Source organism: Methylocapsa acidiphila B2 (assembly GCF_000427445.1).
GTDB classification, from domain to species: Bacteria; Pseudomonadota; Alphaproteobacteria; order Rhizobiales; family Beijerinckiaceae; genus Methylocapsa; species Methylocapsa acidiphila.
On record NZ_KE386496.1, the window covers coordinates 1,455,409 to 1,481,871 of the forward strand.

The following is a 26,463-nucleotide window of genomic DNA, read 5'->3' on the forward strand; positions in this document are numbered from 1 at the left end:
TGTTTTTGTTCTCTTTAACATCCCCTATTGTTCTCACGTTCGACGAACATTTGTTAGCTGATAAATGACAAAATGACCCAATCCATGTCGCGAATTCGAGAAGGCTCGCCGCCAAGTCGCCGAATCGGCGCGGGGGGGCGCCCCCCGGATGTCGGCCTGCTTTCTAATTCTGAAGCGGCGGCTTGTTTGAATGAGCCCGAGACAAAGTCGCTCAACAGAGTGCGGCGCGGCCGCGCCGCACTGTCGAACGCCAGCGGGCGTTTCGAAGCCGAGGCGCGTTTTTCCGAAGATGACGGCTGGGGCGGCGGGGTCCAGGTCGAGGCGACGCCGACGCATGTGACGCCGGAGCGCGCCAAATCGATCATCACCCGCAACGATTCACCTGATTTATCCTTCGATCGCTCGATCAATCCCTACCGGGGCTGCGAGCACGGATGCATTTATTGCTTCGCGCGGCCAACGCACGCCTATCTCGGGCTTTCGCCCGGCCAAGATTTCGAAACCCGGCTTTTCGCCAAGCGGAACGCGGCCGAGGTTCTCGAGCGGGAATTGGCGGCGCCCAATTATCGGCCTCGGACCATTGCGATCGGAACCAACACGGATCCCTATCAGCCGATCGAGCGTAGGGAGCAAATTATGCGCAGCGTTCTGGGCGTTCTCTCGCGGGCTCAACACCCGGTCGCCATTGTCACCAAATCCAATTTGATTCTTCGCGACCTCGACGTTCTCGCGCCCATGGCTCGAAAAGGCCTCGTAAAAGTCGCCCTCAGCGTCACGACCCTCGATCCAATCCTCGCCCGCAAGATGGAGCCACGGGCCAGCGCGCCGAAACTCCGGCTTGAGGCGATCAAGCTGCTTGCGGAGGCCGGCGTACCAACCGCGGTGATGGTCGCGCCGATCATACCTTCAGTGAATGACGCGGAAATCGAGGCAATCTTGACTCGCGCCCACGCCATGGGCGCCCGTGAAGCCGGATATGTCATGTTGCGTTTGCCGCATGAGCTGAAGGAGCTCTTCGCCGAATGGCTGCTCGCGCATTATCCGGACAAGATCAGGCGCGCCCTCGCTTTGGTGCGCTCGTCGCGCGGCGGCAAGCTTTATGACGCTGAGTTCGGGGAGCGGATGACCGGCTCCGGTCCCTACGCATGGATGATCGGACGCAGGTTCGAAACTGCAGTTAAACGGCTCGGCCTCGCGGGACGCCGGATGTCGCTGCGCTGCGATCTGTTCGTCGCCCCCGTTCGTCGCGGTGAACAATTGCGTTTACTGTAGATCGCAGCGAAATAGAGAGAGATTTAGACGGAGCGGCGGGCGGCCGCTCTGGTCTGCCGAAGCGCTGCCTGATGGTTGGCTGTCCCGTTCGCAGCTTTCTCAAGGGGCGCGAATGAGTCTCCAAAGCGCTTCGCGAGTTCGGATTCGGCTTGCGATGAAGCGGATCGGATTTTGCGGGGCCGATTTAGGCGGGGAAGCGGATTCGCCGCGAGCGATCCCCGCCAAGTTGGCCAAAAATTTGATTGATCAATGTGGTGCGGACGACGGGAATCGAACCCGTATGATCAAGGATCGAGGGATTTTAAGCTGCGGCGACTGGGTTATTCTGTGTTTATCCGGTTGCGCGTTTTTCTACGACAAAGCCCTGAACAGGCTAGCTTTTTCTGTCAGGGCCTTTCACCCTTCCGTAGCCGGACCTGCGACGCAGCAGGATGTCTGGTGGCTCCTATGTGGCCCCTGGAATTTGGCATCGGACGGAGCGAATATGCCGACAATAAAGCTGACCAAGACCGCAGTCGATAGCGCGACGCCGCTATTAAAGGACTGCGAATTGCGCGACACCTTGCTACCCGGCTTGCTGGTGAAAGTCACGCGCACCTGCCGCAAGGTTTTCATGGTGCAATATCGAACGAACGCCGGGGAGCGCCATAAGCCCGCCATCGGACGATTCGGGGAACTGACCGTCGAACAAGCCAGATCCATTGCGCGGGATTGGCTGGCGGACGTGCGCAAAGGCAAAGATCCCAGCGCCGAGAAATCTGCGGCCCGCACCGCGCCGACGATGCGGGAACTCTGCAACAAGTTCCTGGAGGACTATTCAAGACCGAAGAACAGCGTGAGCACAGCTAAAAGCAATCTGGGCTATATCAACCGCTATATCCTGCCGAGCATCGGATCGAAAAAGGTCCGGGAAGTCACACGGGACGTCTCGGAATTGGTCACCCGCTTGAACAAGCACCCGGTGACGGAGAACCGTGTGCTTTCCTGCCTGCGCAAGATGTTCAACATGGCCGAGGTCTGGGGTTTTCGCGACGACGGCACGAACCCGTGCCGCCATATTTCCAAGTATCGCGAGACCGGGAAGACCCGGCTCATTACCGACGAAGAGATGATGCGCATCTTCGCTTATCTCGATCGCGCTGAAACGGAAGGCGTGGAGCATCCCTTCGTCACGCTTGCGGTGCGGCTCCAGTTCGCTTTCGCAGCCCGAATGTCCGAAATCATTGGCCTGGAATGGGCTTGGGTGGATTTTGCAAACCGTCGCGTGGTTTGGCCCGATAGCAAGACGGGCGAAATTTCAAAACCGATGAGCGAAGAGAGCTTCGCCCTTCTCACCAATGCACCTCGGCTTGAAAATAGCCCCTACGTCATTCCGTCCATTTTCGATCCCCGTCGTCCCATGCCGCACCACACTTACGCTTTGGGCTGGCGGCGAATCCAAGAACGCGCAGGCGTCGCGCATATCGGCACTCACGGAATTCGCCATCGTTCTACGACAGACATCGCCAATTCGGGCATCCCGGTTAAGGTCGGCATGGCGCTCACGGCTCACAAGAGCGTCACCGTGTTTATGCGCTACGTCCATACGGAGGACGACCCGATAAGAGCGGCGGCCGAGGCAGTCGCCCAGCGGCGATAAACCCTGATCGGTCGAGCAGCCGCCCTCGCGCCGGCAACCGCCACATCCGCCTTAGCCGGAAAACCGCTCGGCCTGGAGCTCGGTCAACACACGTCCCGGACAAAGCTTCGAAACTACCAGCCTTTGCGCCATCGCCGCGCAGAAAGCAGGGCCATCCCGTTGGGCGCCAAGCGCGCCAACAAAACCGGGGAGACGACCGATGCATGAGAAATCTTATTCACGGCGGCACTGGCCGACGGCCGATATTCTCGAACGCGCGGAATTTGTGAAGGATGCAGGCGCGATCCGCTTTGTCGATACCGAAGCGGCCGCTCGCTACCTCGCGCTGACGCCCCACACCCTGGAATGCTATCGGTCCGTCGGCGGTGGTCCGATCTATTATTAGTTCGGCAAATGGGTCCGCTATGCGGTCGAAGACCTCGACGCTTGGGCTGCCGCCTGCAGGCGCGTGACGACAACGACTTCCGCCGGTCCTTGATCGCTCGCCGTTGACCACACATGGCCCGAAGACGCTTGCAAGAATGGCTGGCCCGCGATCGACCGCCCCCGTCTGTCGAGGAATTCCGCCGACTCCCCCGCAGCACCCATGTGAGGGCGAGCCAGAAGGACACAAGGGCGGGGACCCCGCGGCATCGCCTCCAGAAGCTGCCGCGCCCTCTTGCGGGATCTTGGGGAGCGGTGATCAGCTCTTCAAGATCAGCGGAAGCGGCTTGAACGGGTTTCGCAACGGGATCTGGAGCCACAGCGGATCAATATCTTCCTCGGATTTCCCCCCAATCCAGGCGGTCAGCCTTTGCTGAGCGGTCATCGCCAGATCCGCCTTAATCTACCGCGCTCGCAGGAGAGTTACGTTCGTCACGGCCGTGGCATATGCTTATCGCCATGGACGTGGCTCAGGACGTTTAACGCCTGGAATATCAATATCATACCCAAGCTGATCCGCCGATCGAGCGAAACGATTTCTAGCCTCTTCCGGCGCGTCCATAAGGCGATGCAATAACAGGTCGTGTATGGGCCATCCCGGGCCGGCCAAAATCTTGACGGCAGGCTCGTAATATGCCGATGCGACCAGATCCTTGAATTCCGTCACCGCCGCGTTGGCCAAATCCGGTGGAAGCTCGGAGAAGTGGCTGATGACTATATAGTTTCGGAGAACTGCGACCCAGCCTTCATGCGGGCCAACAAGATAGGACATCCTCAAGTAGGCGAAATCTTGTTTGCCCCAGTTATCTGTCATGGTCTTCGCCCAAAAGAGTGCGAGCCAGAGGAATGGATCGGCAGGCGCCGCTGACAATGAGCGCTGAATGGACGCGGCCAATTGATCAATGACCGGGCCGGAGGGCTTAGCGCGTTTAACGCTAGTACCTTGTTCGGCAAGTCGAAGCCGAATAATCGCAGCACTTCTGAGAACCTCTGGACGGACCCAGACTCTTTCCGCGGAGTCCACGTCGGCGAGCAGGCTTTGTAAGGTCTCGCGTTTGAACGTTTCGCCTTCAAGAATATTGTCCGCCGCATGGTCCAGACGGGAGTCGCGCCAAAAGACCGGAAAAGTGTAAATGCCCCACCAAATCGAAAACACCCCGATAGAAATCAGAATGAAACGGCTCGAAGCTACATAAAGCCATTTTCTTGACCGGCCTGTAAGGCGACTAGCGTCGTTATTTGACATTTTTGTATTGGTCATATTTCTTGTAGTAATAAGTAGTTCTATATCGCTCATAGCGTTGAAGCACGGACATGTCGGCTTTGTTCAGTACGACGCCAAGCAGCCGATCATAAACCTCACGGGCGTTTGAAAGACTATGTTCGACCACATCGATTCTGGTACGGCCCCATTCAATGACATAGACGTAGGAGTCGATGAAACTTGTGGTCGTCCGCGTATCGACGACGGGCGCAAGAGGCGGGAAATCGACAATAACGTAATCATATGCGCCGCGGAGCTTGTCGAATAAGGAGTTGACGGCGAGCGAACCCAAAACTTCATTTGGATGCAGCAGTTTCGTGGACTCTGGGCCGGCCGGCAGGAAAATCAGTCCAGTCGCGGGATCGGTCCATATTGCGTCATTGAGCGCTATTCGCCCTGCCGCAACCTCGACCAGCCCCGCGGCCGATTTCGGAGCAAGATGTCGAGAGATGGACGGATTGCGTAGATCGGCGTCAACAAGGATCACTCGCGATCCGGCGTGCGCAATCATTGACGCGAAATTCGCTGCGATGGTGGACTTCCCCTCGTTCGGCAAGCTCGAGGTGAAGCCGATAACCCGATTCGCCGCGACGATGCCGTTCAGATCGGCGATTACTTTCAGTGATCGCAGCAATTCCGTAAATTGCGAAAACGGCGCATCCACGACATGGCGCATCAGATTATCGGATAGCCCGATGCGTCTTTGCTTGGCGAGAGCTGCGGCGTCCACTTGCTCGTCAGGGACGGGAGGAGCGAACGGCTTTAAGATGGGCAGCATCGCAATGCAGTTAACGTGCAGTGTAGCCTCCACTTGGGCGCCGGTGCGGAACACACGATCAGAGGCCTCGCGCAGCGCCGCGACGCCGAAGGCGACCATCATGCCCCCGGCTCCAGTGACCGCGAGGACAAACAGGGTATTTGGATGGCTTCTGGTTGTTGGGGAGTCCGCTGGGCTAATCAGCCGCGCTTCGGAAATCGGAAAGGACTGCTCCTGAACCGCTTCCATATAGCGTTGCAAAAAATTCTCGTACATGGTCCGCGCGGTCTGAGCATTGCTCTCAAGCTCGCTCAATTGCACTTGCGCGTGGCCGGTAATGCGGGAATCAGCGACCGCGCTTTCGAGGCTTTTCTGGATGGCGGCCTCTCGGGTCTGCGCTATTTCATATTCGCTCTCGTAGCTCTGCGCGATCTTCCCCATTTCATCGGCGATGCTGCGACGCAATTCCAACATCCGATTGCGCAAAGCGATCGTAGCCAAGTGAGCGCCGCCATATTTTTTCGACCAATCCGATTCTCGGCCGGCAGTCTCCAGATATTGCCCGCGCAGTTTAATGATCACTTCGCTTTTTAAAGCGTCGGCAAGGGAAGCATCCGGAATTTCCTGCGTCATCACTTGTCGGACGCGGTCGAGGCGAGCTTTTGACTCGGCGGTCGAGGCGTGGGCGAGGATAAGCTGGCTAGTGACTTCGCTCATCTGCTGCTCGTTCATCAGCCTTCCGCTGCTTTCGACGATATTGTTCGCTTGCTTGAATTCGACGAGAGCTTGTTTACTTTTCAGAGTGTCAGCGCGCAGGCTGGCGATGCGTTCCTGCAGCCACACGCTGGCCCGCCGCGTGGATTGATACTTGGCTTCCAATATGTCGACGATATAGGCGTCGGCAATTGCGTTAGCGATTTGAGCAGCCTTGCCGCGATCAAGAGACCGAAATGAAATCTGCATCGCATAAGTGTTCGGAACGCGGGTGATCTTCCTACGGCTTTCGAAAGCGGCGAGGGCTCGGCGCTGGAGCTCGGATTCGGATACCGCCGCGCCCGAGCCAAACGTGCTGGAAATCAGATTGAAGAACGCGCCGAGAAGGCCGGCGCCTGTGCCGACAAATTCCAGATCTTCTGTCAGCTTGAGATCTTTAATGACAGCTCGACTGACGTTCTCGGACATAAGAACCTCGACCTGCGTCGCCACCGCCACAGCGTCGATTGTCGTTTCGCCGATGACTTGCTGTTGCTGAAAAGCCGGCACTTTGCGCGTGTCGATGACCATCCGAGCGACGGCCGTGTAGCTCGACGGCGTGGCCAATAGATACAATAGTCCAAGCGTTGTGGCGCAGGGAATGACAAGGAGGAAAATGGGAAGCTGCCGGCGGACGATGGCTGTGAAGGACTTGACGATGTTGGCCAGGCTTGACCCGTCGGGCAAATCTCGCTCATGATTAGAGGGCTTGTAATTAGATTGAGGCGAGCCCTGATAGGTTTTCAGCATATGGGAAACCCGCCTCAAGAGCATCACCAAACACCACATGAGGTGCGGAGAGTCACGCCAAAGCGCAACTGTTGGCTCCCTCCTGCCTAAAACGGGCTGACAGGACATTGCCCCTGCTGACATGCAGAAACGTTTGCCTGCAAAAGACTCAAGAACTTCTGATATTCTGCTGCTTGCGCGCTAAGTCCAGCCTGAGCATAAAGCTGACTAAGACGCCCAATATCACCCTCAAGGGCCATCAAGAACAACAGCTCAACGCGTTCGCCCTTTCGTCCAACCGACTGAAAGACATGCTCCAACTGCGGGTCAGCATCTACTTGCGCAACGCTTTCTCCGGCCCAAATATGACCCTCCAAGAGCCTCAAGAACTTCCGTTCAGCGCCTCCTTCAACGCCGCCGCTGCCGAAAATGGGCGCTGGCTGAGCATTCACGGGTGCAGCCGGATGAAAAGCCACGAGCGTCATCGCCAAAACGCTTCCGAGCAATATACGAGCGAACATGATATGCCCTCCCCTTAAGTGAGAGATAAGAACAGTTCGTTAATTTATAATAGTACGCCAAAAGCTCTCCGGGGGCAAGCCAGCCCAACCGATTGCCAAAATTTGGACATATTGGTTTTTGCGCACGTCAGCAGCCTGACCTCAACCTCGGACAAAGGCTCCATGGCTGATCGCGAACTTCTGCGATCGTGAGTGGTCCCTGAGGCCCTCCGCCGTCTGATCGACAAGGAGGCGCGGACCGAGAGGAGCGCTCCGGAGCCAGTCAAGACAATCCGCTATCCTAGAGCCGATCCAAGAAGAATGAATTCATGAGCAATGGCTTGGCTTGGTCAGGCGTTTGAGCAGGAGGCGGATCATAGCGAGGCGGACGAAGGCTACGACGGTTCCTGCATAGCGTTCGAAGTCTCGCATCAGGCGGCGGTTTTGGCTGATCCAGGCGAAGGTCCGCTCGACGACCCATCGCTTCGGCAAGACGACGAAGCGGTGAAGATCGGAGCGCTTGACGATCTCGATCTTCCAGCATCCTGTAGCGGCAATTGTCTTCGCCATTTTCGGTCCCTGGTATCCGGCGTCGGCGAAGATCCGCTCGATAAAGGGAAAGCGCCGCCGCGCTCGGCTCAGCAAGTCGCGCGCGCCGTCGCGGTCCTGAATGTTGGCCGGCAGAACGCTCACGCCGAGGAGCAGACCGAAAGTGTCGACGAGGATATGGCGTTTGCGCCCCGTGACCTTCTTGCCCGCATCGAAGCCCTGAGGCGCAAGCGACAAGCCCCCTTTTGCGCCGCCTTGGCGCTCTGGGGGTCGATGATTGCGGCGCTTGGGCTTGCTTCTCGCCCAGCCGCCTCTCGAACCGCGACATAGAGCGCCTCGTGGATGCGCTCCAATACGCCGTCCCAATCCCACAGCTGAAAATAGAAGTGCCCGTGCTCTTGGGCGGCAGATCTTTTGGCAAGGCCTGCCATTGGCAGCCGGTCGCCAGCACATAGAAAATCGCGTTGAGGACCTCACGCCCGTCGATCGACCGCCTCCGTCCGCCACGCCGCGCCGGTGGAATGAGCGGAGCGACCAGCGTCCACTCGGCGTCGCCCAGGTCGCTCGGATAACGAAGGCCGCGGCGGTCAGCGGCAAGACGATGTTCTGGCTTCCACATGCCGCGCTCCCTTGCGAATCATGACATTCGCAACCGAATCACAACCGAATCATCCGACTCAAGAAGTTCTCGGATCGGCTCTTAGGCCAGAACATATCGATCACCCCTGGCAGGTTCGGCGATTAGACTGGCTCATTCCAAGGGATTTGAGAACCCGACCAAAGAGACAAATCAAGTCATCGAAGATGGAAAGAGCTCCTGACGGAATGCTTAAGGTTAAATTTTGTATAAGCATTCTCGTTGGCGCAACCATTTTTTCAAATCTAAACTCTCAAAGTGATGGTTTGATCTTGCCACCAATTTGATCTGTGGAGGTTCGAAACGATTGCCCCAACCCGGCGCCTACGACCGCGAATGCGACGATCGCGTAGCCTGATACCTGCAAGCTGAAGTCCACGATCGAATGCAACAGGCCGATGAACGAAACGGAGAGCGCCGCCAAGGGAACAACGGCATCGCGGCGGCGTCTTCGGGCACCGCGGATCAGAAGCGTCAGAATCAGGATCCAACCGAGCCCTATCACAGCGGTGAGCGGGATTCCGAGCTCGGCGGCGAGTTCGAGTGGCGTGCTATGGGCGCGGTTCCATACGCCAAAGAGGGAAATTTCAGCGCTTCGGTAAGTCGGAAAACTCCAGGCGAAGGTTCCAAGACCAGTGCCGAACCACGGATGTTCGGCGATCATTTGCAAGGTCGAGCGATAGCCGTCGAGGCGGCCTTCATCAGCAAGGCTTTGCAAATCGAAACGCTGGCTAACTGATCCTCCCAGGAACTGCACCAAGACGAGCGCGACGCCGGCGGCGCCGGTCGCCAGCAACGCCAAGCCGCTTCGTTTGGGCAAGTCGCGGCGAAAGAATAAAGTGAAAGCTGCGACAAGGGCGAACATGGACGCCATCACCCCGGCGCGCGACGCTGTCATCAGGAGAGCCATGAAGCAGATGAAGAACGCCAAAAATGCGAACGCCGCATTTCTGCGCAATTTGGACAGGGAATGTTGCGAAAAATCCCTGAACTGCAGCGGTCCTGCGGGCAGCCGCTCCCGGATGCGTTCCGAGAGAACCAGCAACCAGATGGCCGCGCAGGATCCGAAATAGGTAGCCGCCGTGTTTCTGTTGATGAACGTCCCCGTGACGCTGCCGTCATAGGTTCCCTTCTCGCGCCAGAGGATCATTGTGGGCTCAACCAAATTGCTGATGATCCCATAGCAGGCGTATCCAACGCCGGACCACCCCACGACGAGCAATAGCTGACGGGCCCGAGAGCGGTCCGACCCGACGACTACGCCAAGCGTCAGAGCCAGAATCGCCGCCAATGTGGGGCCCAAACTGTAAAATGGCTCGCATTTGGCAATGGAGACGGAGGAAATGAGCCCGTCACCTAGCAAGCCCGACGCCTCCGCCCAAAGCGGATGCGGCTTGGCGATCAAGGGCTTGTCTGACAGCTGTTCGTGCAGGACGAAGGCGTAGCAAGCGACGATAAGCCCTACACCCAAAAGCAGGGCCTGTTGGGGCTTGCCAAGTTCACGCACGGACGCCGAAACAACGGCAATTCCAAGAAGAATGCACCAAATCGCGACCGTCGTCGCATCGCGTGATCCAAAAGGCAATGGGGCGGCCGCGGCCGTGATAAATAACAGATAAACCGCGATCCGGTTTGCGCCGCTGGCGGCCGCGGTTTCCGCTCCCGCTGGCGTCGAGATGACTGGTTCGGCGTGCGGCGCATCAGCTGAGGCCAAGCCTAGTTCTCCCATTCAAACTCTAGGCTGCGTTTTGCCTCGGCAACGAATACAGGATCGTCGGCTTGCAGACAACTGAGCCGCTCGAACAAGATCCCCCAAAATGCAAGAAGGGCGCGATCGATCTCGGCATCCTAGGTCCCATTGACAAATAGAATTGAACGAAGCCGCTACGCAGTAGAAGCGGCGAGGATTCCGAGCTGAAGGCCCCTGTCCGATAGGATGTGATTGTCACATCAACCCCTCTCAGGACAGGCGAGCTCCAGATGGGCGAGATAAACCCTCCGCGCCGCCGCATGATCGAGGACATGACGGTCCACGCTTCTGGCCTGGAATTGAAAAGCCGCCCGCGAGCCAGCGAGGCTCGCGGACTGATGCGGCGCTGAAGGCGAAAATCGCCCTGGAGGCGATGCGGGAGCACGCGACGACGGCGATTTAGCCCAGCGGTACGAGGTCCACCCGAACCAGATTTATGCTTGGAAGAAGCAGCTTCCGGAGAAAGCGGCGCGGGCGTTCGACTCGAGTGTCCGCCCGGACGCGGAGAAGGCGGTGCAAAAAAGGTCGACGACCTCTACGCGAAGATCGGCCAATTGACGGTGGAGCGCGATTTTTTTGCCACGGAGGTCCGGAATATGAGCACGCCGGACCGTCGAGAGATGCCCGACCGCAGCGACAAGACGCTGTCGATCCGCCGACAACGCGCTTTGACCGAGGTGGCGCACTCTTGCGATTATCGGCCCGAGAAGCCCGCCAACGACACCGATCTCAACCTGATGCGGCACCTCGACGAGTTGTTCAACGCGCGGCCCTTTCTCGGCTCGCGTCGGATGACGGAGATGCTGCGAGCCCAAGGCGAGACCATCAACCGCAAGCGCTTCCAGCAGCTCATGCGCAAAATGGAAATCGCGGCGCCAGGCGCGAACCCGAATACGAACAAGCCAGCGCTGGGCCACAAGACTTTCCTTTATTTCCTGCGCAATCTGAAAATCGAGCAGCCCAACCGCGTTTGGGCCGCTGATATCACGTATCTCCCCATCGCGCGCAGATTCCTCTATCTCGTCGCGATCATCGATTGGGTGAGCAGCGCGGATTTAGCGCGACACATCTCCAACACGAAAAGCAAGTCGTTCTGCCTCGCCGCGCTCGAGGACGTCTTGGCGCGATTCGGCAAACCGAAGATTTTCAACACGAAACAAAGCTCGCGGTTCACCTCGGCCGTTTTTGCCGGCGCACCGACGGTGGCCGGGATCAAGATCTCCGTGGACGGTCGAGGCCGATCGATGGACAACGTCTTCATCGAGCGCCTGCAGCGGTCCCTGAAGTATGAAGACATCTATCTCAAGAACTATGCCGATGGCCGAGACGCAAAAATCGGCATCTTTTCGTGGATGGAATTCAACAACAGCCGACGCCTTCATCAGGCGCTTAGCTATCGTACCCCAGTGTCAGTTTGGCTTGAACGAACGGCGACCGCAAAGGATGTGGATATGACAAACAACGCTGCCGCATTAACTACATGCCGACAGCAACAGCAGAAGACAAAACCGCTGGCGGCATAACAGACAGGAACAGGAGCAGTCGGGCTTCCAACTAAGAAACCGGTTCAAGCGGTCCCGCTGCACGAGTCCATTTCAATCCGCACGCCGGCATAGCGTGCACAGCCTCGGAAAACTCCAAGGGGTCGACTTAACCCTTTAGCCATCCCGCGCCACCCGGAGCGAGCAATTACCAAACAGTTATCCGAACAAAATATACTTGATGAGCATTAGGCTCCCACGAGCCCGTTTCGCTTCCCGTAAACACGCCTATGATACCGTACTTCGATGACACAACACGCGGTCCGCTAATAAACGAGTTTCCCGCGAAGGACTGAACACTGGACGCAATCGTACTCCAACTTGCGCCCGCATCGCTACTCTTAAGTACAATAAGCGGAGCCGCCAATGTCCCTCTCGCCGCTCCCGAAGATGGCTTTGAGGTGTCGAGCGTAACAACATATAGATTACCCGCGTTGTCGTGCGTTATGATACCATCGTTGCCGAAAGCGACGAACCCACCTCCGCCAAATCCGCCCGATTTAGCCGGAGGGCCAAAAACATTCTCTAAACAATGCACGGTCGAAAAAGGCGCGGTCCTGAATGCTTGATATATTTCGTTTTTCAGGGGGCTGAGTTGGTACATAAAGTGCACGATCCCCCGTGAGGCTGTCATATTGGCCAGCCATGCTGCTTGTTGCCCAAGATATTTCTCGGGTACGATATTGGGGGCAAGCCCACCTGTATCGGAAACAACCGGTAATGTAAAAGCCGTTCCATCTGGATGCTTCCATGTGGCCGCTCCATCGTCAGAATATATAAAATGAATGCTGTAATAAACCGGTGTTGAGCAATGCCACTCGTGAGGGGTGCCTCCGCAGTTGCCAAGTGGCGTAGTTGTCCAGGCGACGTACAGCCTTCCGCCATCCATCGCCATATGAACATATTCAGCTTCGGCTAGTTGGCCGGTCTTGAAGAAATTATATCGGGAAGTTACGTCACCGCCTTTTGCCAACACAAGAAACGGAGAATCCTGCCCAAACCCGAGATAATAGAATTGATTGCGTTGTACGTCATAAAGCGCCGTGTATTTTCCGGCAGATTCGTGGGCATACTCGGAAACCTTTGGTCGTCTGTAGTTGTCAATATTACTAAAAACGTACATCAAAAGATTTGTGCTGTGCAGGTCGGTGCCCCGTGGCGAATAATATCCGTCGAACAGATAAATATTATCCCCTTCGTCGGTTTCTATCTCCGGGGCCTTTCCAAAGCGAAACGGCCCGGTAAAGACAGTCGTGAAGGTTCGACCACCATCTGTGCTCCGCTTCAATACCCATTGAAAGACGTTGGACCAGTTCATATTTAAGGTACCGGGCTTCTCGTGTGCGAGGTAGACGACGAAGATGCCATTGTTGTTCGCCGCAACATGGGGAGTTTGGCTGCCGAAGGTTGCGTAGTTCGGCACGTTGTCGTCAAGCTTGGTAACTTGGATGGAGCCGGGCAAAGCTGGCTCCGCATAGACAGGCGAACGGCAGAGGCACAGTGTTGACAAGAAAAACGCAACGAGACGCGGAACGTGTGTCACCATGATCTCGCCCCAAAAGAACACAACGACTGAGACAGGCTCGGCACTCGTCGCGCTCCCGCTTGAGCGGGGTTCTTGCGAATGCGTGACGCGTCGTCCTCGAGGCTCACGTCACGTACGTAATGGCTGCCGTTCTCAATGTGCCAATTCATTCGTTCCGGCGCTCCGACGCTTGCCCGCCGGCCGAAGAAACCCAAAAGTGTCAATTCGCTTCCCCCGTGTGAATAAGCATGGAATAAGGACGCCAGTTTTGGGGTGATTTGCGTCCAATCGGGGCCCCGGAGCTGAGGGTCCACACTGGCCTCCTGGATTTTGGGAGGCCGAGATTGGAATGCTTGTTGTGGAGACGATCGCCAAAATTCGTCGGGCGTATTTTGTTCAGAAGAAGCCGATCAAGGAGATCTGCCGGGAGCTGCATGTGTCCCGCAAGGTCGTCCGGAAGGTCATTCGTTCTGAAGCGACCGAGTTCCATTACGAGCGCTCGATGCAGCCGATTCCCAAGATCGGGCCGTGGCGCGAGCGGCTGGATGCCCTGCTGCTGGAGAACGAAGCGAAACCGGCGCGCGAGCGATTGACGCTTGTTCGGCTGTTCGAAGACCTGCGCGGCTTTGGTTATGACGGCAGCTATGACGCGGTTCGGCGCTACGCGATAAGCTGGCGCAAGGAGCGCGGCGCGGCGTTGGCGCAAGCCTATGTGCCGCTCGCCTTTGCTCCTGGCGAGGCCTACCAGTTTGACTGGGGCCACGAAATCGTCGTGCTGAACGGCGTGACGACGACCGTGAAAGTCGCGCACATGCGGCTCTGCCACAGCCGCATGCTGTTTGCGCGCGCCTATCCGCGCGAGACGCAGGAGATGATGTTCGACGCGCATGACCGTGGTTTCGCCTTTTTCAAGGGCGCCTGCGCGCGCGGCATTTACGACAACATGAAAACCGCGGTGGAGACGATCCTCGTCGGCAAGGACCGACGATACAACCGCCGCTTTCTTCAGATGTGTGGGCATTATCTCGTCGAGGCCGTGGCCTGCACGCCGGCGTCCGGCTGGGAAAAGGGACAAGTCGAGAACCAGGTCGGCCTGGTGCGCGAGCGCTTTTTCACGCCGCGTCTGCGATTCAAGAGCTACGACGAGTTGAACGCCTGGCTTCTCGACAAATGCGTCGCCTACGCCAAGGCCCATCGTCATCCCGAAATTGCCGACAAGACGGTGTGGGAGGCTTTTGAGGAAGAGCGCCCCAAGCTCACGCCATTGGGCGGTCGCTTTGACGGCTTCCACGCGGTGAGCGCTTCGGTGTCCAAGACCTGCCTGGTGCGCTTCGACAGCAACAAATATTCGGTCAAGGCGAGCGCCATTGGCCGCCCCGTCGAGATCCACGCTTACGCCGACCGCATCGTCATCCGTCAGGATGGACTCGTGGTCGGCGAACACCGCCGCCGCTTTGGCCGCGAAGAGACGGCCTACGATCCTTGGCATTACGTGCCGGTTCTGGCGAAGAAGCCCGGCGCCTTGAGGAACGGCGCGCCGTTCAAGGATTGGGTTTTGCCCGCCGCGATGGAGAAAATCCGGCGCAAGCTCACAGGCTCCGCCGACGGCGACCGCCAGATGGTGAAAATCCTCGCGGCGGTTATCAACGATGGTTTGCCGGCGGTCGAGGCCGCCTGCGCCGAGGCTTTGGACCAGGGCGTCCATTCCGCCGACGTCATTCTCAACATTCTGGCGCGCCGCCGCGGTCCTGGTCCGCCGCTGACCATCGTCACCCCGGACGCCCTGAAGCTCCGGCATGTCCCGCTCGCCGATTGCGCCCGCTACGATCAACTGAGGAATTCAGGCTGATGATGGAACGCACGCAAATCTTCGACCTCATGGGAGAACTCAAGCTGTTCGGCATGAGGAGCGCCTACGATGAAGTGATGAAGTGATGTCGACCGGCATCAAGCGGCAGCATGAGCCGCCACAGATTGTCGGCGATCTACTCAAGGCCGAAATCGCCGAAAAACAAGCGCGCTCCATCAAATATCAGATGACCATCGCCAAACTTCCTTTGGCGAAGGACATCGACGACTTCGAGTTTGACGGGGCGACCGTCAACGAAACCCTGGCGCGCGATCTCGCCGGCGGCGGCTTCGTGGCGCAGCAGCGCAACATCGTTCTCGTCGGCGGCACGGGAACCGGCAAGACCCATCTCGCCATCGCCATCGCGCGCAGCTGCATCCGCTCCGGCTTGCGTGGGCGCTTCTTCAATGTCGTCGATCTCGTCAATCGGCTGGAGTCGGAAACGCGCGCCGGGCGTCAGGGACGCATCGCCGATTACCTCACCCGGATGGACTTCATCGCTCTCGACGAACTCGGCTATCTGCCCTTCGCGCAGGCCGGCGGGCAATTGCTCTTCCATCTCGTCAGCCGGCTCTATGAACGCACTTCGGCAATCGTCACCACCAATCTGGCGTTCGGCGAATGGCCAAGCGTCTTTGGCGACGCCAAGATGACGACCGCGCTGCTGGATCGTCTCACCCATCACTGCGACATCGTCAAACCGGCAACGAAAGCTGGCGCTTCAAAAACCGCGCCTGACCTTCAAAGCAAAGCCTCTCCCCACCGCGCTCGCCCCGGCTGCGCAACCCCGACCAGCTGCGCCGGGGCGAGCGCTGTCGTTCCTGCCGCATCAAAGTGCGGTCCCCTTTCCATGCAAATCCGCGGTCCCTATTCGATGCTGTTTGACATCAAGACCTCGCGCAGGTCGACCGAGGTCTTACGCCGCTTCCTCGCCGGGAGGAGCAGGAAAGGCTCGATCCGCTCCCACTCCTCATCGGTCAGATCGATCGGATAACGTTTGGTTTTCTTCTCGATAGCCGCTATTTCGGCGCGATTCGCTCGGGTCCACATCCCGGTCTTGAATCACGCCGCCCAAGATCCCTCAACCATGCTCAAACGGACTCTAAGACGTAAATTAATAATTCGGCGTCGTTGTGCTGCCTGAGCCATTGTTGGTTAGCGCCATAGAGAGTTTGTTGTTAACGACGACATTGTTGCTCGTGCCAGACTCGATAATGATCGAATAGGTTGATGTTCCAACGTCAATTTTATTTCCTTCGACGAACATTGCGCTGTCAAAAAGGGCTATACCAGCAGTTCCGCCTGTCATGGAGACGTGATTATCCTGCACCCGTGCGTTTGCCGTCGATAACGACATCGCATATATTCCAGAACCCACGGCCGGATTCAGTATATTATCTATGACGTCAACAACCCCGCCATTTATTATGGCGTCCATATACACACATCTACTTGTTTGATTATAGAATAAATTGGAGCGAATGGCTATATTATTGACGTAGGGCGGATTTATCGCACCAAGAGGGCCGAAGTTGATGCCGACACTGCCATTAGTAAATTGATTGCCAGCGATAACGACGTTGCTAAGCGACGTATCAGTTGACGATCCAATCCCACCAAAAGCCAATGCGTTAGCAGCGTTAGATACATGCAAATCGAAAATATTGTTCGTAATATTGAGGTTGTACGCACTATTGATTTGGCACGGCGTGTTAAAGATATAATTACCGTCGATCATTATGTTGGTCGGATACGTGCCCGCGAGCGTCAGCGAAACACCTGACGCGGTAGCCGTTGCATTCACGGGCCTAAACCCGCGGTCGCCAATTGTAATTTGCGTGCCCGCAAGATTAGCCCCGATAGTGATTGAGCCGGCCGGAATACCCGAGCCGGAAATCGACAAACCGATGAGGGTCGTCAAAGACAAACCGGCGGGCATGGAGAAGCTGCTAATATAATGGCTTCCCGAGGTTGTGTTCCCGGAGCCGGAATATAACGAGAGCGGAGAGTTCGTCCATGTCAAGTTCATATTGCTACAATCGTAAATAAAGTTCTCCTTGATCATCACCCCAAAAACCGCGTTTGGAGCAGATCCGCCAAGGGCAAGGAAGGCCGATGTTGTCGAGTTTCTAATGATATTGCCGCGGATAAGCGTTCCGATGCTATTTGCGGTTTGAAACAAACCAACACCAGAAACTCCGGCGCCGAGATAGTTATTTATAATTCTGGCGTCGCGTATAAAGGCGGAAAAACAAATGTTTCCCCCGCTATGGCCAACGACGGCGCCTTGTAAATTTGTGTTTTCGATATGGTTCCCCTCGACCAAAGGAGAAATGCTGCCGCTAAAATGGATGCCGTTTCCATTGATATTGCAAATTTTGTTGTGAATATACCGATTGCCAGAATCGACCGGATTACTCGATGCTAGCTCAGTCTGGCCCTCCTGAATTGCGTCTCCAGGCGAGTCGTGGATGAAGCACGTCTGAACTACGTTGTTATAACCACGCGAGTAAATGTCTATCGTCACTTCCCAACGATTGAACGTATAGTTTGATGCATTGCCGTCGATCTCCAAGTCCCTGACCGTGCATCCGTCGAAAAGTTGCAGCAAGTAAAACGACAGGTAGGCGGATGTCGTGCCGGAAGCGGAGATGCCGAATGTCGAGGCAAAAGTGATAAGGTTCCCGCTGATCTCCGTGATGACATTATTGCCAGTGACGTTATCGTAAGTTGAGCCATTTAGAATACAGATGCTCTGCCCGACCTCGAACCCGGATGCGTCCGCCACTGTGATCTGCTTTGTGACGCCAGCGGTTATCGTCGTGGTGAAGGTTGTCGAGAACTGCGCCGCACGCTTTAGTGTCGCGCCGTGACCGTACAAATGTTGCGGTTTGCCAGGCTGGCCGGTGTAATAGGCTTGGTTAAGTATCAAAGATTTAGAGACAAGATACGTCTTTCCGGTAGAAAGAGCCATGCTGTTTCCAGTGGCGAGCGCCGCAAGCAGCGCGTTGCTGTCGTCTGTGACACCATCGCCAACTGCTCCGTACTCATCCGCACAAACGACACCGCATATCATTTCACGCGCTCCTTAAAAGGCTGACTGAAAGAGAAATGGGTGATTTCAAGGGGTAGTGATTCCGTCAAATTTGCGAAGATTCGATGGAGACCGCGATTGACATTCGAAGTGAGTGAACCGCCATGCCCCTCCCTCGGTTAAGGCTTTTCTTAACGCAGACGTCGGCCACCCGAACTCCGAAGCTCGGACTAAGAACTGAGCCACGAAATGGCTATCGCTATTATGACAATTATTTGTTACGAGACTGAGAAAGCGCGGAGTGAATCGCCTCGGCGTAGCGATGGATAACGATGCGCTCATCGAACCCTTGCTCCATCTTGAGGCGTCCTGCTCGCCCCATCTGCTTGCGCATTTGGGGCGAGAGAGACAACATTTCGCGCATGCGCATTGCAAGATGGCCCGAGTCTCTAATGCTACATAGCAAACCGTTAACGCCATGTTCCACAACATCTCGGCACCCCGGCGCGTCGGCGGCGATCAGCGGCGTTGCCATGGCGGCCGCTTCGATAAGCGTGCGCGGCGTTCCTTCCGGATAGTAAGAAGGTAACACCACGCAGTCGGCGGCCGCGATGGCCGGACGAACATCATCGGTCACCCCGAGATATTCGACAACCCCTTCCCTCACCCAGCCCTCAATCACCGTCCTATCGACCATCGCGGGGCTTTTGACGTCAACGAAGCCTAAAAGAGTGCAAATGATCCGATGATGTTCCGCCTTCAAGGTCCTCGCCGCTTCCACAAATTCCCCGACCCCTTTTTCCCACAACAAGCGGCCAATCAGCAGGAACCGGAATTCCGGGCAGTGCGCCGCGGGCGGAGCCGCGTCCGGGTGGAACTTCGTAAGATTTACGCCGGAGCCGGGCAAAAGCTCTGCCTGTTCAAGCCTTACGATGCTTCGGTCGATAAACAGCGCGCGATCATCGCCATTTTGAAAAAACACACGATGCGATCGCGCGAGCGCCAACCGATACAAGATGTCAGCAACCCACCATAGCGCACCGTTTCCGGAGAATGCCGCCCCAAGGCCGGTAATATTATTGATAACAGGAATGCCAAGACCATGCGCAGCGAGAGAGCCATATATATTGGGCTTGATCGTGTAGCCAAGATATATGTTTGGGCGAATGTCACGCAGTCGCTTCAAATAGGCTGTAAACAACGCTGCGTCTGTCATCGGATTGATGCCATTGGGGTCGATGGCGATTGGCACGAAACGGCAGCCCATTTCCGTGATCCGCGGCGTGTATTCATCACGGGGCGCCAACACTACAACCTCGTAACCGACGGAACGCAATGCCGCCACCAGCCCGGAACGGAAATTGACTATGTTCCAAGACGAGTTCACTGAAATAACTATGCGGTTGGGGCCGGGTCGTGCAATTGCCATGCTCTTCACCGATTACGAGCGCTCACTTGAGCGCGGAGCAAAAACGAGGGTTTTCTAAAAAATTGAAAATGCTAAACAAGCCGATATTGGCCGCTTGCTGCGAGAGGTCCCTCCCGGAAATCGAGTCTCTAGAATGCCCGGCGGACAGTCGCGGGCGTCGGCAAGAAAAATCATTCGACGATTCTTGACGTAATTCTCTCAATAGAGTTGCGAGCTTCGTCCCATCAGCGCAACCCAGTGCGTAAGAAGAGCGACGGAGGTCGCTTCGTTCATGGGCCGCAGTTGCTGCGGCGAAACTCTATAGACCCGCCTTTTCGAATTTCCAAACTCAATGCCCTGGCTTGCCGCGGTAGAGAGCGGAACAACATAGGCTGCCGGGTGTATCTCGGCCCTGAACGGTATCGCCAATACGTCGGTGCGTACCCCCGGCATGGACTACACCGAACTGAACTGCGACACACGGCTGGGAGCGGTTCGACGCCTTAGAGCGACATCGCGGCCGGCTATCAAGTCCCTTTTTAGCTATGATGGGCCTTTTTCAAACAATTTCACTTCCTCAACCGCCGCACGTCGTGCACTGCATCGAAATATTTCTTCGGTAGTTTCTCATGGATCAACCCTCATGAGCCAGCGAAAGCCTCAGCCCCAAAGGGGAAAAGCTCTTCGATATACGGATGCAGGAACGGGGACGCTCGCCTAGCTTTCCCGCTCCAGCCACGCCTGAAACATCAGCACGTCCCACAAATGGTACTGCCAATTATGCTGACCAGACTGGTGCTCGTCCCATTTGCGGCGTATCGGCTCGGCGTAAAAATAGCCCTCCCGCCGCAACCGTTGTTCGTTGAGCAGGCCTTCCGCCCAATCGCGCAGGGGACCGCGCAGCCAATCATCGATCGGCACGCCAAAACCCATCTTCGGCCGCTCGATTAAGTCCGGGGGAACATGCTTGTAGAGCACCTGCCGCAAAATCCATTTGCTCTCCCCCTTGCGCATCTTCATGCGCAAGGGAAGCCGCCAGGCGAATTCCAACACGCGATGGTCCAAAAACGGAACGCGGGTCTCGAGGGAAACGCCCATCGCCGCCCGGTCCACCTTGACCAGAATGTCGTCCGGCAAATAGCTGAGCGAATCCGCCGCCATCATCCGATCCTCAAAACTCTCGAAGCTGTCCGCCTTTTTCAGCAAGGACATCAGCGAAGGGGACTCCGTCGCCCCCATTACTGTGTCGGTCGGACGTCTCCAATGTGAAATGAGCCCATCGTAGATGTCGTCCGCGCTTGTTGCAGAAAAAATTTCCGCCAATTTATGAATTTTGTGTCCAAAGTGCGTGGAGCGAAACCGCTGCGGCAAAATGTGTGAGGCCTTCTCGTAGATTTTGTCCCAGAAAGAGGGAGAGGCCGCCGAAAGAAAGCTCGCAACCTTGCATCGAGCTGGTCCAGGCAATTTTCCGGCCCACGCCCAAAGAGTGCGCGCCAGAAGGTAGCGCGTATAGCCGCCGAACAGCTCGTCTCCCGCATCGCCAGACAGGGAAACGGTAACATGCTTTCGAGCCATTTGCGAAACCAAATAGGTCGGAATCTGCGACGAATCGGAAAATGGCTCATCATACAGGGCAGGCAACAGCGGGATTACCTCCATCGCCCGCTTGGGCGAGACATATAGCTCCGTATGCTGGGTGCCCAAATGTTTGGCGACGGCCCTCGCGTACTTTGCTTCATTGTATGCGCTTTCATCGAAGCCGATGGTGAAAGTTTTGATCGGCTGTGAAGACTGCGCCTGCATCAAAGCCACGACAGTGGAAGAATCGACGCCGCCGGAGAGGAACGCCCCTAACGGAACGTCGGCCAGCATTTGGTTAGATACGGATCGACGCAACAACGCCTCGAGCGCTTCGACGGCTTCGCTGTCGCTTCCAGTGAACGGATTCGCAAGAGCGCTTTCCGCCGCTTCACAAAATGACCAATAGACGACGGGATCGTCAAAGGCGGCGCTCGACGCCGTAACGCGCAGCAACATTCCTGGCTTGAGCTTTCGAACGCCCTTGTATATGGAATATGGTGCCGGGATGTAACTGTGCTTCAACAACAGGGCCACGGCGTCGCGGTCAATTTCGCCCCGGAAAGCGGGATGCGCCTTGATCACTTTCAACTCCGAGCCGAAGAGGAAGACGCCATTGCACCAACCGTAATACAGGGGCTTCTCGCCCATTCGGTCGCGGGCCAGAACGAGCTCCCGCCGCTGCTTGTCCCAGAGCGCTATGGCGAACATTCCGACGGATCTTTTTAGCGTCGTCTCGACGCCCCACACGTCGAACCCCGCTAGCAAGGTTTCCGTGTCGGAATGCCCGCGCCAGCCAATACTTTGGCTTTTTTTTTCGAGAGCGGCGTCAAGTTCCATGCGCAGTTCGACGTGGTTGTAAATCTCGCCGTTAAAAATGATGACGAATCGACCCGAAGGCGAGATCATCGGCTGACGCCCGGCCGGCGACAAATCAACAACCGCTAGGCGGCGATGCGCCAGACCTATCCCGGCGTCCGCATCAGTCCAAATTCCGCAGCTGTCCGGTCCTCGATGGGCGATGGCCGCCCCCATCCGGTTCAATAGGGAAGGCCATTCGTCCGGCCCAACGCCTCCCGATCCAAGGAAGCCCGCGACGCCGCACATCAGTCATCCCCTCTGCGACGAAGCACCGCGTCAAAGCCGCTTACTGTTAGCTCTGAATCCGGCATGCTACGAAAGCGTTCAGCTAAGGCGTCCCGCTTGATTGGTAATCTTTCCCAGCGTGCGACGCGCGGCACATCGCATTGAAATCCCGTCTGTTGAAACAGACTTATCATTTCGGTGAAGCGAATCCTGTTCGTGTAAAAACCGGAGGACTGAAACAGCGGATGCTCCCATATCGTTTCTGAAAAACGCAAGTTGTTCAATCCTCCACCTAAATGATCCTTGAGGTCCACTCGGTGCACGCAGACGCCGCCGGGCTTGACGATCCGCCGCGACTCCACAACGAGCGCCTCGAACTCGCTCTTTCGCACATGTTCGAGAACGGCGTTCGAAAAACAGAAGTCCACCGAGCTGTCCGGAATTTGTTTTAGCGAGCACACGCTTTCGGTCAAATAGGCACCGTGGACCTGCCGTAACCGTTCGTGGATATCGCTTTCGGGGTCAAAGCTTGGCGCCTCGTATCCCTGAGCGCGCAGAAAATCTCCAAGGCGCTGATAGGCGCCGACCTCCCTGGCGGCGAAGGCTCCCGAATCCACGAGCCAAGAGCGGGTGGCGCCCAAAACATTGGCGATGAAAGCGGTGAACAACGTGTCGCCAGGACCAAGTTCGAGAAACCCGAAGTCTTCGCCTGGTCTGATCTTCAGCCGCGCGCCGTCGAAGATCCCTGCCGTCCGGGCATGGATAATGAAGGTTCGCAGTGCTTTTTCGGGGTCGTCCATGTCCCCGTGCTCAAACAGGCGCAGCCGCTTCCAAAACTGATAGGGAAGCGGGAGGCGGGAGAGCGCTATTTTCGCGGCAATCCGCAACCACCACGGCGTCGTCCGTTTTAACTGCTGCCAAGCTTCACTCATTCTTTGCCAACTCTTCGTAAAACGCCTCATATTGCCGCGTGATTTCGTCGATTGCGAAAAACTCGGTGACCCGCACGCGGGCGCGCCGTCCTAGCTCCAAACGCCGCTCCTGCGGCATTTGGAGCAGTTCAACAACAGCTTTCACCAGCCCCTCCAGGTCGCCTGGGGCGATCGCGCGACCAGTGTCGCCGACGATATAGGCGGAATCGCCGACGTCGGTCGTAACGCACGGCGTCGCGCAAGCCATCGCCTCCCCCAGCACGTTCGGGAACGCCTCCCCAAAGGTGGAAGCGGACACCAAGACGTCAAACGCCGCCATTAGCCTCGGAGTGTCGACGCGGTGGCCGAGCAAACGCACATGATCCCTTATTTCGGCAGCGGCGATCGCCTCCGTCAGTTCTGAATTGGTGGCGTCCACCCCCCAGCCGGCCAGCGCGAAACAGACATCGGGCAGGATTTCGACGATCCCTTTAGCAGCCTTGATGAAGCCGAGGTGGTTCTTCTGCTTGTGATATCGCCCGACGAGACCAATAAGTTGCGCATCCAGCGCCACGGCCAGCTCCTCGCGCAGCGAGGCGCGGGCGTCGGGATCCGGAATAAAGCAGCGCAAATTAAATCCGTTGGGGATCACGAGGCTTCTGTCGCCAGCGTAACCTAGCTGGATGTGCAACGACTTCGACGCCTCCGAACAGAAGACGATGCGCTTTGGAGCCCAATGCGAAAGCAGCGCATTGATACGCAATAACAGGTGGGTCGATGCTTTGGTTTCGACGCGCGAAAGGCCGCCGTTACGGACGCACCAGGCCACGGCGTTCAAGCCTGCAAGGCGCGCGGCGAGGCCGCCGACGAGATCAGCATGATACATCCAGCAATGGACAACATCCGGTTGCCACTCTTTCAGGCACCGCACGAGATCCGAAAATGCCCATGGACCGGCGAACTTCCTCTTATTAAAGCCGAGCGCTTTGACAGGAACGCCGAGCGCCTTGATGCACGGGCCAATCTGCCCTTCAGTGGTCAGCGAGATCACCGAAGGCTGGAAGCGGCTGCGATCGATATTCTCCAAAAGCTTCAAGAGCATTGTTTCGGCGCCGCCGGGAGCAAGGCCGGTTATGACAAATGTCAGTTTCATTCTGATTTTCTGCTCAGCGTGCTGGTTCTTGCCCAAGTAGAGAGAAATAGCAGTCACACCGCATCCTTGCTGCGAACGACGACGGACAACGCAACGGAGAGATCTTCGTCTCTCCCCTGCCGCAGCTCAGCGCACATTCCGGCTTTGCGCCCGCGCACTTCCGCTAACAGAAGCTCCTGCACTTGGGATCAATAACCTCATAGCGCTTCGGCTTCTCGATGGCGCCGAGGCCGACCAGGTCCGCGACGATAATGCGGCGCCCAGGCAAGGCGTCACGATAACGGCTTAAAGGGACCCGGTTCGGATAGGGAGAACCACCTGTCATTAGCGAATATAGCGCGGTGGGAATATCCATGAACTTCAGCACCGGGAAACCGTAACCGGTGAATATCCCGTGGTCAGGTAAAGCCACCTTGTGAATCGTCGTTCCGTCTGGATTGAGCGCGTCATACATCCGCCGCAGCGAAAGTACGGGATTCGTGACGTGCTCCATGAAGGCGCGCGAGACGATGAAATCATAGCCGCGATTGTCCAAGAAAGGGAGTTCCGCCAAAGCCCGCTGTCCATAGTGCCGCCAGACGCGGTGGATGTCCTCTTCCCTCGGCAATGATGCAAAATTCGCCAGCGCCGGCGTCTCGGCGATCAGCGCCGCGATGATGCGCTCCTGTTGTTTCAGAACGCGTTTCGAGTAGAAGCGGTCGACGAGATCGACGCGCTCCGCGCCGTCGGCGAGCATCAGCAGCGTGACGCCGCATTTGTCGCCGGGGCCGACCTCGGCGATGCGTCCGCTGAACCTGAGTTTTCCAGCCTGGGTCAGGTATTCCTGCTAGACTTCCCGGATATAGTCCAACGACTCGGACAGTTCGAGCGTCGCATGCGTTGTTCCAAAACTACTGGCTAAGTCTACGAGCAGCAACCTCAGATTGCCGAGCTGGTTGGCAACGACATAGAGGAGATAACTGTCGAGGGTTATCCTGAGAAGGCGAGGTTCAAGCAGGCAGTGGCCGGCCAACAGCCCAGTCATTTTTCGCTTCTCCGCAACGGTGTGAAGGCCGGCTGCATTTGCGACGGCGGGCCAGGATGGAAGCGACCACAGCGCTACCGCCAGCCCCAAAGATTACGGCCTTCATAGGCAAGCATCATCGGCAACTGAAGAACAGCACGGGTTCGCGATATAACGTCATAGCCGTCCTCGTAAGCTGGCTCAACCGAGCCATCAACGCTCTGCACCTAAAGGAGCCCATCCTTCACGCACGTCGAAAAACGTACTCGTCGCAGCCCGAGCCCAAAAGGGCAAGCGACTGTTTCCCGCAGAAGTTCCGGACCGGAACGAAACCAAGGTCACCAGCAAGCCGCACCACCTCCGCCTTGGAAATCGACTCATATGGATAACCGCCGAGCCAGTCGCGCACATCGGTCATCCAGTTCATCCCGCGCCGCCTTACGTACTCATCGACATAATCTCCGAAACTTCTCCGTTTCAGGGCTAACGCCAAGCGGAAAGCCGCCACGTAGATCGCCTCGATGAGCCGCCGAACCCACTGCGGCGATCCGGTATAGATGCGCTTTTCGATTCTCCAAGCCCAACACGAAGGCGTGCGCCGGTAAAGCGCCACGCAAAGGAGCCCGCGAGGAGCGACGCGATCGGCGGCCATCTTTATCGCCCGGATCATGTCCCCCGTATGGTGAAGCACGCCCCACGAATAGACGACGTCATATTGGGGCATTCGCGAGGTCTCGAACACGCTAAGCGCTTTAACAGACCAGCGCCCGTTCGGGTGAAGGCGGCCGAGCAGCCGTTGCGTGGTCACCACCGAAACCGGATCAATGTCGATCGCCGTCACTTGCCCGGCGCCGAGGCGAAGCGCCGCCAAGGAGTGAAGACCAGAACCGCAACCAAGGTCGAGCATGTGACGTCCAGCAATTTCCTCTGCCGTTAAGAGCCGGCGAAAGCCTCTCACGGCCTCGTCAATGGCGGTGTCGTTCAACTGATCGACAAATGCGCTCCAGTTTTCGCCAAATCCATAGTGGGTCGATAAATCCGTAAGTTCCTTGCTCATTCTATCGTCTCCACATGGATGCGGGATTGCCGCACAACTCGCCCT

Annotated in this window: 19 protein-coding genes and 2 pseudogenes; 6 read left to right on the plus strand and 15 right to left on the minus strand. The window is 57.0% G+C overall.

Annotated features, from left to right (window positions below):
- The first annotated feature begins 84 nt into the window (after positions 1-84).
- From METAC_RS0108790 to METAC_RS22945, 3 genes are all read left to right on the plus strand, one after another.
- Positions 85-1,272 (plus strand): PA0069 family radical SAM protein, encoded by a 1,188-nt coding sequence (locus METAC_RS0108790; RefSeq protein WP_084143535.1) that lies wholly within the window; start codon positions 85-87, stop codon positions 1,270-1,272.
- 154 nt (positions 1,273-1,426) lie between these two features.
- Positions 1,427-2,911: a tyrosine-type recombinase/integrase gene (locus METAC_RS22940; protein ID WP_425338906.1), complete on the plus strand. Its 1,485-nt coding sequence runs from the start codon at positions 1,427-1,429 to the stop codon at positions 2,909-2,911.
- Between the two features lie 199 nt (positions 2,912-3,110).
- Positions 3,111-3,296, plus strand: a complete 186-nt coding sequence (locus tag METAC_RS22945; protein WP_245257452.1) for a hypothetical protein — start codon at positions 3,111-3,113, stop codon at positions 3,294-3,296.
- A gap of 297 nt (positions 3,297-3,593) precedes the next feature.
- Here METAC_RS22945 and METAC_RS27300 read toward each other — a convergent pair whose 3' ends face one another.
- The 6 genes and pseudogenes from METAC_RS27300 to METAC_RS22955 all read right to left on the minus strand — a co-directional run bounded on the left by METAC_RS27300 (position 3,594) and on the right by METAC_RS22955 (position 9,928).
- Entirely contained in the window at positions 3,594-3,719 is a 126-nt protein-coding gene (locus tag METAC_RS27300; protein ID WP_280642959.1) for a hypothetical protein, read from the minus strand.
- 66 nt (positions 3,720-3,785) lie between these two features.
- Positions 3,786-4,595, minus strand: a complete 810-nt coding sequence (locus METAC_RS0108810) for a hypothetical protein (RefSeq protein ID WP_156898152.1) — start codon at positions 4,593-4,595, stop codon at positions 3,786-3,788.
- Positions 4,570-6,858, minus strand: a complete 2,289-nt coding sequence (locus METAC_RS0108815) for a polysaccharide biosynthesis tyrosine autokinase (RefSeq protein ID WP_026606742.1) — start codon at positions 6,856-6,858, stop codon at positions 4,570-4,572. The genes METAC_RS0108810 and METAC_RS0108815 overlap by 26 nt, the downstream gene beginning before the upstream one ends.
- 86 nt (positions 6,859-6,944) lie before the next feature.
- On the minus strand, positions 6,945-7,358 hold the full coding sequence (locus tag METAC_RS26405; protein WP_156898153.1) for a hypothetical protein: 414 nt from the start codon (positions 7,356-7,358) through the stop codon (positions 6,945-6,947).
- A 306-nt stretch (positions 7,359-7,664) separates the two neighbouring features.
- Positions 7,665-8,505 (minus strand): annotated as a pseudogene (locus METAC_RS22950) (IS5 family transposase).
- Between the two features lie 271 nt (positions 8,506-8,776).
- A complete protein-coding gene (locus METAC_RS22955) occupies positions 8,777-9,928 on the minus strand; it encodes an O-antigen ligase family protein (RefSeq protein WP_210162538.1) in 1,152 nt (383 codons plus the stop codon).
- A gap of 785 nt (positions 9,929-10,713) precedes the next feature.
- On the opposite strand from METAC_RS22955, the gene METAC_RS22960 reads away from it, so the two are divergent.
- A complete protein-coding gene (locus METAC_RS22960) occupies positions 10,714-11,796 on the plus strand; it encodes an IS3 family transposase (RefSeq protein WP_051335477.1) in 1,083 nt (360 codons plus the stop codon).
- A 166-nt stretch (positions 11,797-11,962) separates the two neighbouring features.
- Here METAC_RS22960 and METAC_RS22965 read toward each other — a convergent pair whose 3' ends face one another.
- The gene (locus METAC_RS22965) at positions 11,963-13,276 is read right to left on the minus strand and encodes a hypothetical protein (RefSeq protein ID WP_036255412.1); all 1,314 of its coding nucleotides are present in this window, start codon (positions 13,274-13,276) and stop codon (positions 11,963-11,965) included.
- Between the two features lie 412 nt (positions 13,277-13,688).
- On the opposite strand from METAC_RS22965, the gene istA reads away from it, so the two are divergent.
- Both istA and istB read left to right on the plus strand, forming a co-directional pair.
- A complete protein-coding gene (istA, locus tag METAC_RS0108845; protein WP_026605912.1) occupies positions 13,689-15,188 on the plus strand; it encodes an IS21 family transposase in 1,500 nt (499 codons plus the stop codon).
- Positions 15,188-15,926: pseudogene (gene istB / locus METAC_RS22970) on the plus strand (IS21-like element helper ATPase IstB). Before istA ends, istB begins: the two are co-directional and overlap by 1 nt.
- Positions 15,927-16,055: 129 nt before the next feature.
- Here istB and METAC_RS0108855 read toward each other — a convergent pair.
- From METAC_RS0108855 to METAC_RS22975, 8 genes are all read right to left on the minus strand, one after another.
- Entirely contained in the window at positions 16,056-16,238 is a 183-nt protein-coding gene (locus tag METAC_RS0108855; protein ID WP_026606744.1) for a transposase, read from the minus strand.
- Between the two features lie 64 nt (positions 16,239-16,302).
- The gene (locus METAC_RS0108860) at positions 16,303-18,264 is read right to left on the minus strand and encodes an autotransporter outer membrane beta-barrel domain-containing protein (RefSeq protein ID WP_026606745.1); all 1,962 of its coding nucleotides are present in this window, start codon (positions 18,262-18,264) and stop codon (positions 16,303-16,305) included.
- Between the two features lie 229 nt (positions 18,265-18,493).
- Entirely contained in the window at positions 18,494-19,651 is a 1,158-nt protein-coding gene (locus METAC_RS0108865; RefSeq protein ID WP_026606746.1) for a glycosyltransferase family 4 protein, read from the minus strand.
- A 696-nt stretch (positions 19,652-20,347) separates the two neighbouring features.
- A complete protein-coding gene (gene asnB, locus METAC_RS0108870; RefSeq protein WP_026606747.1) occupies positions 20,348-22,315 on the minus strand; it encodes an asparagine synthase (glutamine-hydrolyzing) in 1,968 nt (655 codons plus the stop codon).
- Positions 22,315-23,226 (minus strand): methyltransferase domain-containing protein, encoded by a 912-nt coding sequence (locus METAC_RS0108875; protein ID WP_026606748.1) that lies wholly within the window; start codon positions 23,224-23,226, stop codon positions 22,315-22,317. The genes asnB and METAC_RS0108875 overlap by 1 nt, the downstream gene beginning before the upstream one ends.
- A complete protein-coding gene (locus tag METAC_RS0108880; RefSeq protein WP_198017191.1) occupies positions 23,219-24,415 on the minus strand; it encodes a glycosyltransferase family 4 protein in 1,197 nt (398 codons plus the stop codon). Before METAC_RS0108880 ends, METAC_RS0108875 begins: the two co-directional genes overlap by 8 nt.
- A 106-nt stretch (positions 24,416-24,521) precedes the next feature.
- Positions 24,522-25,175 carry a methyltransferase domain-containing protein gene (locus METAC_RS0108885; protein WP_156898154.1) on the minus strand — a complete coding sequence of 218 codons (654 nt, stop codon included), beginning with the start codon at positions 25,173-25,175 and terminating at the stop codon, positions 24,522-24,524.
- Positions 25,176-25,605: 430 nt separating this feature from the next.
- Positions 25,606-26,418: a class I SAM-dependent methyltransferase gene (locus METAC_RS22975; protein WP_051335478.1), complete on the minus strand. Its 813-nt coding sequence runs from the start codon at positions 26,416-26,418 to the stop codon at positions 25,606-25,608.
- Between the last annotated feature and the right edge of the window lie 45 nt (positions 26,419-26,463).